The organism is Streptomyces sp. NPDC005408 (genome assembly GCF_040606445.1).
Classification (GTDB): domain Bacteria; phylum Actinomycetota; class Actinomycetes; order Streptomycetales; family Streptomycetaceae; genus Streptomyces.
Genome location: NZ_JBEXEX010000105.1, coordinates 1 through 9,059 on the forward strand (window position 1 = coordinate 1; position 9,059 = coordinate 9,059).

The window sequence follows — 9,059 nt, forward strand, 5'->3', positions numbered from 1 at the left end:
GCCGACCGCAGACGCGACCACCTGCACAAACTCTCGACTCGACTCGTGCGTGAAAACCAAACGCTCGTGATCGAGGACCTGACCGTCCGCAACATGGTCAAAAACCGGAGCCTGGCCCGCGCCATCAGCGACGCGGCATGGTCGGACCTCCGGAGCATGCTGGAGTACAAGGCCGCCTGGTACGGGCGGGAACTGATCGCGGTAGACCGCTTCTTCCCCTCGTCCAAGCAGTGCTCCCACTGCGGCACCCTCGCCGAGAGGATGCCGCTCAGCGTCCGTACCTGGACGTGCGCCTGCGGCACGGTCCACGACCGGGACGTGAACGCCGCGAAGAACCTTCTGGCCGCCGGACTGGTGGTGTCTGTCTGTGGAGCGGGTGCAAGACCTCAACGGGAGTCCTCCCGGACGGGGCAGTGGCGACGAAGCAGAAACCCCCACGGCGCGAGCCGTAGGAATCCCCCGCCTGCAGACGGGGGAGGAAGTCAACCTGGCTGTCTGTCGTGGTGGTCGTCCACCGGCTCAGGTGGCGGGGCTGTCCTTTGCGCGATCGTGGCTCGCTGCTCGTCCGTGGCAGGCAGCTCGACGTGATCGCGGTAGAACCAGCTGCTCAGAAGGGTTTTGAGCCGCCGCCGGCGCGAGACCGGGCCTTCGGCGGGGAGGTCCATGGGCTCGGGGATCTCCCGCAGCAGCAGACGGTAGCGGGCGGTGGGGGTGAGGGCGCGGTGGCCTACCGAAAGTCCGCCGTAGGGCGACTGCGTCACCTTCCCGGTCTCCTCTCCCTCGGTCAGCCGGCGCCGGTCGCGCATCTGAAGAGCGAGACAGAGGCGCTTGGTCGCAGCGAATGCCAGCAGCGGAGCCACCACCAGCGCGATGCGGAGGGCCCAGGTCATGGTGTTGACCGACACCTTGAACGAAAAGGCGATGAGGTCGTTGCCGCCGGCCAGGAGGAGGACCGCGTAGAAGACGATGGCCGCCACGCCGAGTCCGGTGCGGGTCGGGCGGTTGCGGGGCCGGTCGCACAGATGGTGTTCGCGGCGGTCGCCGGTCACCCACTTCTCGAAGAATGGGTAGAGGAAGAGCACGGTGAACACGACGCCGGGCAGAACCACGGTCGGAATGAACACATTCCACATGATGGTGTGGCCCGCAATGTTGGTTTCCCAGGGGGGCATGAGTCGCATCGCTCCCTCAAGGAAGCCGACATACCAGTCAGGCTGTGCGCCACCGGAGACCTGGTCGGCCCGGTAGGGGCCGTAGTTCCATACGGGGTTGATCTGGGCGAGTGCGCCGAGAATCGTCAGCCAGCCGAAGACGAGGAAGAGGAACCCGGTTGTCTTCGCAGTGAACTGAGGGAACATCGGCTGGCCGATGACGTTCCTGTTGGTTTTTCCCTGGGCGCCCCACTGTGTGTGCTTGAGATAGACGATCAGGATGAGGTGCGCGGTGATCAGAGCCACAAGGAGGCCGGGAACGAGTAGGACGTGCACGATGTACAGGCGGGGAAGGATGACGTTCCCTGGGAACTGTCCGCCGAAGACAGCCATCTCCAGGTTCGTCCCGATGATCGGGATGGAGCCGACGATGGTGGCCGCCGTCCGCAGGCCTGTGGCGGACAGCAGGTCGTCGGGCAGTGAGTAGCCCGCGAAGCCTTCGAGGAGTGCGAGGAGAAACAGGGTCACGCCAATGATCCAGTTGGCCTCTCGGGGCTTGCGGAAGGCGCCCGTGAAGAAGATCCGCAGCATATGGACCGTGATCGCAGCGACGAACACCAAGGCCGCCCAGTGGTGGATCTGACGGATCAGCAGGCCGCCGCGCACGTCAAAGCTGATGTAGAGGGTCGTGGAGTAGGCCTGCGTCATGCGCTGTCCCAGCAGCGGCTCGAAGGGACCGGTATAGACGCTCTCCACCATGCTCGGGTCGAAGAAGAGCGTGAGATACGTGCCGGTCAGCAATAGCACCACGAAGGAGTAAAGGGCCACTTCACCGAGCAGGAAGGACCAGTGGTCGGGGAAGGCCTTGCGCAACAGCTGCCTGGCCAGTTCGGCGACGGGCAGTCGACCGTCCGCCGCCCGGAACCCGCTGGTGGCGGCCTCCCCAGTCTTGGCCCTCAACTGCGCCCTGCGCTTCTGAAGGAGCATGCACCACTCTCCCGGCGATCCCGTGACCACGCGCCGTCGAGCGCTGGTTCGCCGTTCATGGATAACCCGCTGTCCGCGGCCCCAATCGCTGTCAGCCGCACATCCCTCACGTGAGCCCCGGGAGGCCGGCATCGCTACGTGGTCCATCCGGGTCGCGGACCCAGGGGCCGGCCCACTGACAGGCCGGCGGGTGCCGTTCCCCGCGGGGGTGCGCATCTGTATGCCAGCCTTGCCGGAGCACCAGAAGCTGCGCACTTTGGACGAGGTGGGGGAGCGGCGTCGGCGTACCGGTAGGTCCGGTCATGCGCGTCCGTGGGGGACAGGAGCCCACCGTGCCGTACATGGATGCGCATGAAGCGCGGCAGCGGTCCGGTCCTGCTGAAGCGGCTGCGAAATGTCGCCGCCAACCCGGCCGTCTGCCTGCTCGTGGACGCGTACGACGAGGACTGGGACCGGCTGTGGTGGGTACGAGCCCATGGCGATGCCCCGATCGTGCCGCTGGAGGCGCCAAAGCGGGCATACATGAATCATCGAAGTACCGCCATCGCGCCTCTGCAGCGGAAAGCAGAACTAGCCCCACCGGGGATCGTGGTCGCCCTCCGGAGCCGGCGTGGCCCGCGGGCCGTCCCGATGTCGACCCGGTCGGGTGAGAGCGCGGGGCGTCGGGGGCGGGGGTACAAGGCCTTGCGTCGGGGGCGGGGGTACAAGGCCTTGCGTCGAGGAGGCTGCGATGGAACTCGTGGAGGAGCGGCCCTACCGCTTGCGCATCGATCCGCAGCGGGAGATGCGCGTGCCCGGGGTGGTGTTCGCGTCCCGTGAGCTTCTGCGGGATGCCGAGAAGTCGCTGGAGCAGGTCGTCAATGTGGCGACGCTGCCGGGCATCGTCGGTGCTTCGTACGCGATGCCGGACATCCACTGGGGCTACGGCTTCCCTATCGGCGGCGTGGCCGCCACGGACATCGAGCAGGGCGGCGTGGTCTCCCCAGGCGGAGTCGGCTTCGACATCTCATGCGGTGTGCGGCTGCTGGCCGCCGACTGCGACCGCAGGGCGCTGGAGCCTGGGCTGTCCGCGCTGATGGACGGACTGGGCCGGGATACCCCGCGCGGTGCCGGGCCGGGAGCGGCCTGGCATCTGAGCAGCACCGGTCGTCTCAAGCGGGTGCTGGAGGGCGGATCCCGGTACGCGGTGGAGGAGGGGCATGGCGAGCCGGGTGACCTACGGCGCTGCGAGGACCGTGGGGCGGTGCCCGAGGCGGACGTGACGCAGGTCAGCGAGCGGGCGCTGCAGCGAGGGCTCGGGCAGGTCGGCAGCCTGGGCGGGGGCAACCACTTCCTGGAGGTGCAGGAGGTCGCCGAGGTCTACGACGAGCCGGTCGCCGCTGCCTTCGGCCTCGCACTCGGCCAGGTCTGCGTGATGATCCACTGCGGCTCCCGCGGTCTGGGGCATCAGGTCTGCACCGACCATGTGCGGGCGATGGACAGGGCGATGTCGCGGTACGGCATCAAGGTTCCCGACCGGCAGCTCGCCTGCGCGCCTGTCGACTCACCGGAAGGCAGGGCGTACCTCGGCGCGATGGCCGCTGCGGCCAACTACGGGCGCGCCAACCGCCAGCTGCTGGGGGAGGTGGCCCGTCGCATCTTCCGGCGCGAGGCGGGCGCCGGGCTGACGCTGGTGTACGACGTTTCCCACAACCTGGCCAAGATCGAGACGCACATGGTGAACGGAAAGCCACGCACTCTGTGCGTCCACCGCAAGGGGGCCACCCGGGCGCTGCCGCCCGGCCACCCCGACCTGCCCGAGGATCTGCGTGAGGCCGGCCAGCCGGTGCTCATCCCCGGCACCATGGGCACCGCCTCGTACGTCCTGACCGGAGTCCCCGGCGGGGACGCATTCCACTCGACTTGCCACGGGGCCGGCCGGGTGCTGAGCCGGCACGCGGCCGTCCGTGTGGTGCGCGGCAGGGAGCTGCGGTCCCGGCTGGAGGCGCGTGGGATTGTGGTGCGCGGGTCGTCCTTGCAGGGACTGGCCGAGGAGGCTCCGGAGGCGTACAAGGACGTCTCCGCGGTGGTGGAGGCGAGCGAGGGCGCGGGGCTGTGCCGCAAGGTGGTCCGCCTCGTCCCGCTCGGCGTGGTGAAAGGGTAGCGGCGCCGCATCACACATCGACTGTCACCGCGCACGACCATCCGTACGGGTCGGGGGCCAGGCGCAACTCGCTCCAGGAGACAGCTTTCGGCACGGCGCCGGTGATCCGGGTCGTCGCCACATCGGTCACTGCCAGCCGCACGTTCAGGCCGTGGTCGTTCGTCTCAGCTTCGAGGTCCACGGGTACCTCACCGTGGACTTCCAGCCGGAAGATGACCTCGTCCAGCAGTCCGGCGAGCAGCTCGTCGTCGCCGGCCTCGGCCACCAGCACCTGCCGGACGGCTGTCGCCCGCACCCCGGATATGTCCGCGAAGCACTCCACCATCCCGAGCACTGCCTCGACCAGGCACTGCTCCCGGCTCGTTCCCCACGCCTCGATGCGCAGGTCGGCCGTGTGCGGCACGGACCGATGCCCGCGCTCTCTCCGGCGGTGCACCCGCCCGTCGTTGTCCGTCTCACCCACCATGCCGAGCGCCTGCCCGTTCAAAGCGGCTGTTTCGTGCCCGAATGCAGACTGGCACGCTCACTCCTGGAGTCTGCGGACCGATCGCTCCGCAGACTGACACGTCCACAGGCCGGTGAGGCAATCAGGGGGTCCAGCGGTACTTGTCGCCTCCGACCCACCTCACGAGCGCCGGATCGTCGAGATCCACATCCTTCAGCCCCGCTTGGTACGCGAGCCGGATCACATCCACCATGTTGTGCGCGACCCCCACCGGTTTCCCGTTGATCTGGACAAAGCGGAACGGTGGATCGCCAGGGGTGATGCCAGAGACGACGATCGGAGTCCCCTCGTGGTCGGTCATGCTTCCAGCCTCTCGCGTCAGTATGTGCGGCGCACATCCACGACCGTCCGCTGGAGTCGATGCCCTACGCCTTCGGCACACATGACGGGTACACCCTGTGGGAAGCTCTCAACAACGTTTCTGTGGCAGCGGTTGCGTTGGCGATCAATGGATGCCCTGCGCAAGGCTGAGCAAGTACAGTACCGAGCGCCTGGCGCGTAATGGATCGCGCTCAATCTGGACACCAGGCAACTCGTTGTGTGGCTTTCGGGTCGAAAGCGCCTTCGGCGCCGAAGGCGGTCAGGACCTCCATGTTCTTCTGCTCAACGTCAGCAGCCTGATGGGTCTGCTCCGATCGTCCCAGCGGCCGCAGGAGAACGGCGCGATGGCCTGCTGGCTGTCGTCCGTTGCGTTGCCGGCACGATCGCTTTCAAGGCCGCGAACGCTGCCGCGAACCACGGCTCGTCCTGGCGGAGCCGCGCAGTCTCGCGCCGATCCTGCCGCCCGCGCCCGGTGGCTCACCGGCCGGCGGGCCGCCTCCGCGGGGCGGTAAGCCGCCGAAGCCTGGATCGGCCGGACCGGACATGGCAGGCGATGGGGGGTATCTCTCGAACGGCGTAGGTTCTACTTCCTCCCTGAGCGGCCACGACGGACCCGGCGAGCTTGCCGGCCCGGCGAACGGCGTGCGTACGGGCTCGCTGAAGCGGGCCACGACGTCGGGCTCGTCGCCGGTGAGCGTCCGGCCTGCGGGGGCGGTCTCCCGGCGTTACGATCACTATGGGTGTCACCCGATGCCGAGGATGCGTCTGCGGCTACGGACCGTGATGGTGCAGGCGGCCGGGCAGCAGCCGTCGAGGAGGTCGGCGTGGTCGGCAACACCATTGACTTCACCGAGGAACGGGCCCCGTGCGGCCGCATCGTCGACGGGCTGCGCTACCAGGAGGACGACGCCACCGGGTTGTTCATCGACGAGGTGACCTACTCATGCGGCTGCCGTGCGATCCGCCATGAGTTCCACGACGGCAGTGTGCGGGTCAAGGCGGTTCACCACGATGGCACGGTCCTGCAGGACGAGCACAGCGCCGAGCACGAGGCATGACGATGACTGCTGCCCATGATGTCGTGGTGATCGGCGGGGGAGGCGCCGGGCTGCGTGCGGCCATCGCCGTCGCGGAGGCCGATCCCCGTCTGAGTGTGGCGGTCATCTCGAAGGTCTACCCGATGCGCAGCCATACGGTCTCCGCCGAGGGCGGCGCTGCCGCGGTCGCCGGAGACGACGACAGCCTGGACGAGCACGCCTATGACACCGTGTCCGGCGGGGACTGGCTGTGCGACCAGGACGCCGTCGAGGCCTTCGTACGCGAGGCCCCACGCGAACTGCTCCGTCTCGAGCACTGGGGCTGTCCGTGGAGCCGCCGGCCGGACGGGCGAATCGCGGTACGGGCCTTCGGCGGCATGAAGAAGATGCGCACCTGGTATGCGGCCGACAAGACCGGATTCCACCTCCTGCACACCCTGTTCCAGACCGCGCTGTCCTACCGGGACATCGTGAGGTACGACGAATGGTTCGTCAGCACCTTGCTGGTCGACGACGGGAAGGTTCGCGGTGTGGTGGCGGTCGAGCTGGCCACCGGCCGGGTCGAGACCATCACCGCGAGCGCCGTCATCATGTGCACCGGCGGCTGCGGCCGGGTCTACCCGTTCACCACCAACGCCAACATCAAGACCGGCGACGGCATGGCCCTCGCCTACCGGGCCGGGGCACCTCTGAAGGACATGGAGTTCGTCCAGTACCACCCCACCGGTCTGCCCTTCACCGGAATCCTGATCACAGAGGCCGCACGCGCGGAGGGCGGCCGGCTGCTCAACAAGGACGGCTACCGCTATCTGCAGGACTACGATCTCGGCAAGCCCGAACCGGTGCCGGTGCTGCGCAGCATGGAGCTGGGGCCCCGGGACCGGTTGTCGCAGGCGTTCGTGCACGAACTCGACAAGGGCAGGACCATCCCGACGCCGCATGGCCCTGTCGTCCACCTGGACCTGCGCCATCTGGGCGCCGAACTCATCGACACCAAGCTGCCCTTCGTACGGGAACTGTGCCTGAGGTACCAGAACATCGACCCCGTCAAGGAGCTCATTCCGGTGCGGCCCGTGGTCCATTACATGATGGGCGGCATCGACACCGACAGCGAGGGCGCCACCGCACTGGGCGGCCTGTACGCCGCAGGTGAGGTGGCGTGCGTCAGTATCAACGGCGCCAACCGGCTGGGCTCCAACTCCCTCCCGGAGCTGCTGGTCTTCGGCGCCCGCGCCGGCCGCGCTGCAGCCGAATACGCCAGTGCCTCGGCCGGATCCGGCCCCAGCGCCGCCGTCCTGGCGCAGGCCCGCGACGAGCACCGCCGCCTGGAGCGCGAGGCGGAGCATCACGCGGAGGGCCGGGAGCGCATCGCCGACCTCCGCACCGAGATGCAGGACACCATGGAGCGCGGCGCCGGGATCTACCGGGACAGGGCCTCCCTGACCGAGGCGGCCGAGACGCTGCTGCACCTGCGCGAGCGGTTCGGCCGTGCGGCCGTCGACGATCACAGCCGTACGTTCAACACCGAACTGGTCTCTCTGCTGGAGCTGTCGTGCATGCTCGACGTGGCCGAGAGCATCGTCCACTGTGCGCTGCGCCGAGAGGAGTCACGGGGCGCGCACCAGCGCACCGACTTCCCCGCGCGGGACGACCGGCGGTACCTGGCCCATTCGCTCATCCACCGTGAACCCGACGGCACCGCGCGGGTGGAGTACCCACCGGTGACCGTCACCCGCTGGTCGCCCGGGGAACGCGTCTACGGGAGGCAGTAGTCATGAAGGACCGGATCACCCTCCAGGTCTCCCGCTACCGGCCGGAACAGGAGACCGAGCCGACCTGGCAGTCCTACGAGGTGCCGCTGCGCAAGGAATGGACGGTCCTCGACGGGCTCAATCACATCAAGGACCATCTGGACGGCACGCTCTCCTACCGCTGGTCGTGCCGGATGGGCATCTGCGGCAGCTGCGGTATGACCGTCAACGGCGAGCCCCAGCTGACCTGTTCCGCCTTCTTGACCGACTCCGCGCCGGGACCGGTGCGCGTCGAACCGCTGGGCAACTTTCCCGTCATCCGCGATCTCGTCGTTGAGATCGGCGACTTCATGAACAAACTGACCGAGGTCCAACCCTGGATCATCCGCACCGAGGACAAGCCGCTCGACGACGGCGCCTATCTGCAGACGCCTCAGGAGATGGACGAGTACAAGCAGTACAGCATGTGCATCAACTGCATGCTCTGCTACGCGGCCTGCCCCGTGTACGCGCTCGACTCCGACTTCATCGGTCCGGCGGCGATCGCTCTCGCGCAGCGCTACAACCTCGACTCGCGTGACGAGGGAGCCGCCGACCGGCGGGACGTCCTCAACTCCGCCGCGGGCGTCTGGGCCTGCACCTTGGTCGGCGAGTGCACGAGCGCTTGCCCCAAAGGCGTCGACCCGGCCGGATCCATCCAGCGCTACAAGCTCACGGCGGCCACACAGTCGCTCAAGGATCTCCTTTGGCCACGGGGGGCGCGATGAGCCAGACGCCACGACCGGCGCTGTACCGCAAGCCGGTCCCGATCTTCTGGTGGCTGGGACGACGCTCCTACCTCGCCTTCGTCCTGCGGGAGCTCACCAGCGTCTTCGTCGCGTGGTTCGTGGTGTTCCTTCTTCTCCTGGCCGGTGCAGTCGCCGAAGGACCGGGCGAGTACGAGCGGTTCCAGGACTGGAGCGCCACCTGGTGGGTGATCTTGCTGAACGCGATCGCCCTGCTGTTCGTACTGCTGCACACCCTTACATGGTTCGGCCTGGCGCCGCGGGCCATGGTGGTGCGGCTGCGCGGCCGACGCGTGCGGCCTGGATTGATCATTGCGCTGCACTACCTGTTGTGGGCACTGCTGTCGGCGGGGACGGCGTGGCTCATCCTGGAGGGGTA

The 9,059-nt window shown here is 68.1% G+C and carries 8 protein-coding genes and 1 pseudogene; 6 read left to right on the forward strand and 3 right to left on the reverse strand.

All coding sequences use genetic code 11. The features are described from left to right. Nucleotides 1-452: pseudogene (locus ABZS64_RS38625) on the forward strand (RNA-guided endonuclease TnpB family protein); the annotation flags it as partial. A gap of 30 nt (nt 453-482) precedes the next feature. Here the strand turns inward: ABZS64_RS38625 and ABZS64_RS38630 are convergent. Next, entirely contained in the window at nt 483-2,138 is a 1,656-nt protein-coding gene (locus tag ABZS64_RS38630) for a ubiquinol-cytochrome c reductase cytochrome b subunit (protein WP_355839795.1), read from the reverse strand. Between the two features lie 730 nt (nt 2,139-2,868). Between ABZS64_RS38630 and ABZS64_RS38635 the strand changes: the two genes are divergently transcribed. After that, nucleotides 2,869-4,281: an RtcB family protein gene (locus ABZS64_RS38635; protein ID WP_355839797.1), complete on the forward strand. Its 1,413-nt coding sequence runs from the start codon at nt 2,869-2,871 to the stop codon at nt 4,279-4,281. Nucleotides 4,282-4,291: 10 nt separating this feature from the next. Here the strand turns inward: ABZS64_RS38635 and ABZS64_RS38640 are convergent, their stop codons facing one another. Both ABZS64_RS38640 and ABZS64_RS38645 read right to left on the reverse strand, forming a co-directional pair. Next, the gene (locus ABZS64_RS38640) at nt 4,292-4,747 is read right to left on the reverse strand and encodes an archease (protein WP_355839799.1); all 456 of its coding nucleotides are present in this window, start codon (nt 4,745-4,747) and stop codon (nt 4,292-4,294) included. Between the two features lie 121 nt (nt 4,748-4,868). Further along, nucleotides 4,869-5,087, reverse strand: a complete 219-nt coding sequence (locus tag ABZS64_RS38645; RefSeq protein WP_355839801.1) for a hypothetical protein — start codon at nt 5,085-5,087, stop codon at nt 4,869-4,871. A 760-nt stretch (nt 5,088-5,847) separates the two neighbouring features. Here ABZS64_RS38645 and ABZS64_RS38650 point away from each other — a divergent pair. The 4 genes from ABZS64_RS38650 to ABZS64_RS38665 all read left to right on the forward strand — a co-directional run. Further along, nucleotides 5,848-6,165 carry a hypothetical protein gene (locus tag ABZS64_RS38650; protein WP_355839803.1) on the forward strand — a complete coding sequence of 106 codons (318 nt, stop codon included), beginning with the start codon at nt 5,848-5,850 and terminating at the stop codon, nt 6,163-6,165. 2 nt (nt 6,166-6,167) lie between these two features. Next, nucleotides 6,168-7,916: a fumarate reductase (quinol) flavoprotein subunit gene (gene frdA / locus ABZS64_RS38655; protein WP_355839805.1), complete on the forward strand. Its 1,749-nt coding sequence runs from the start codon at nt 6,168-6,170 to the stop codon at nt 7,914-7,916. A gap of 2 nt (nt 7,917-7,918) precedes the next feature. Then, nucleotides 7,919-8,662: a succinate dehydrogenase iron-sulfur subunit gene (gene sdhB, locus ABZS64_RS38660; protein WP_355839807.1), complete on the forward strand. Its 744-nt coding sequence runs from the start codon at nt 7,919-7,921 to the stop codon at nt 8,660-8,662. Then, on the forward strand, nt 8,659-9,059 hold a 401-nt coding region (locus ABZS64_RS38665), incomplete at its 3' end, for a hypothetical protein (protein WP_355839809.1). The genes sdhB and ABZS64_RS38665, both read left to right, overlap by 4 nt.

Bases quoted from the DNA above. Each gene is read 5' to 3' on its own strand.
- ABZS64_RS38630 (WP_355839795.1), bottom strand. From the start codon at position 2,138: ATGCTCCTTCAGAAGCGCAGGGCGCAGTTGAGGGCCAAGACTGGGGAG.
- ABZS64_RS38635 (WP_355839797.1), top strand. From the start codon at position 2,869: ATGGAACTCGTGGAGGAGCGGCCCTACCGCTTGCGCATCGATCCGCAG.
- ABZS64_RS38640 (WP_355839799.1), bottom strand. From the start codon at position 4,747: ATGGTGGGTGAGACGGACAACGACGGGCGGGTGCACCGCCGGAGAGAG.
- ABZS64_RS38645 (WP_355839801.1), bottom strand. From the start codon at position 5,087: ATGACCGACCACGAGGGGACTCCGATCGTCGTCTCTGGCATCACCCCT.
- frdA (WP_355839805.1), top strand. From the start codon at position 6,168: ATGACTGCTGCCCATGATGTCGTGGTGATCGGCGGGGGAGGCGCCGGG.
- sdhB (WP_355839807.1), top strand. From the start codon at position 7,919: ATGAAGGACCGGATCACCCTCCAGGTCTCCCGCTACCGGCCGGAACAG.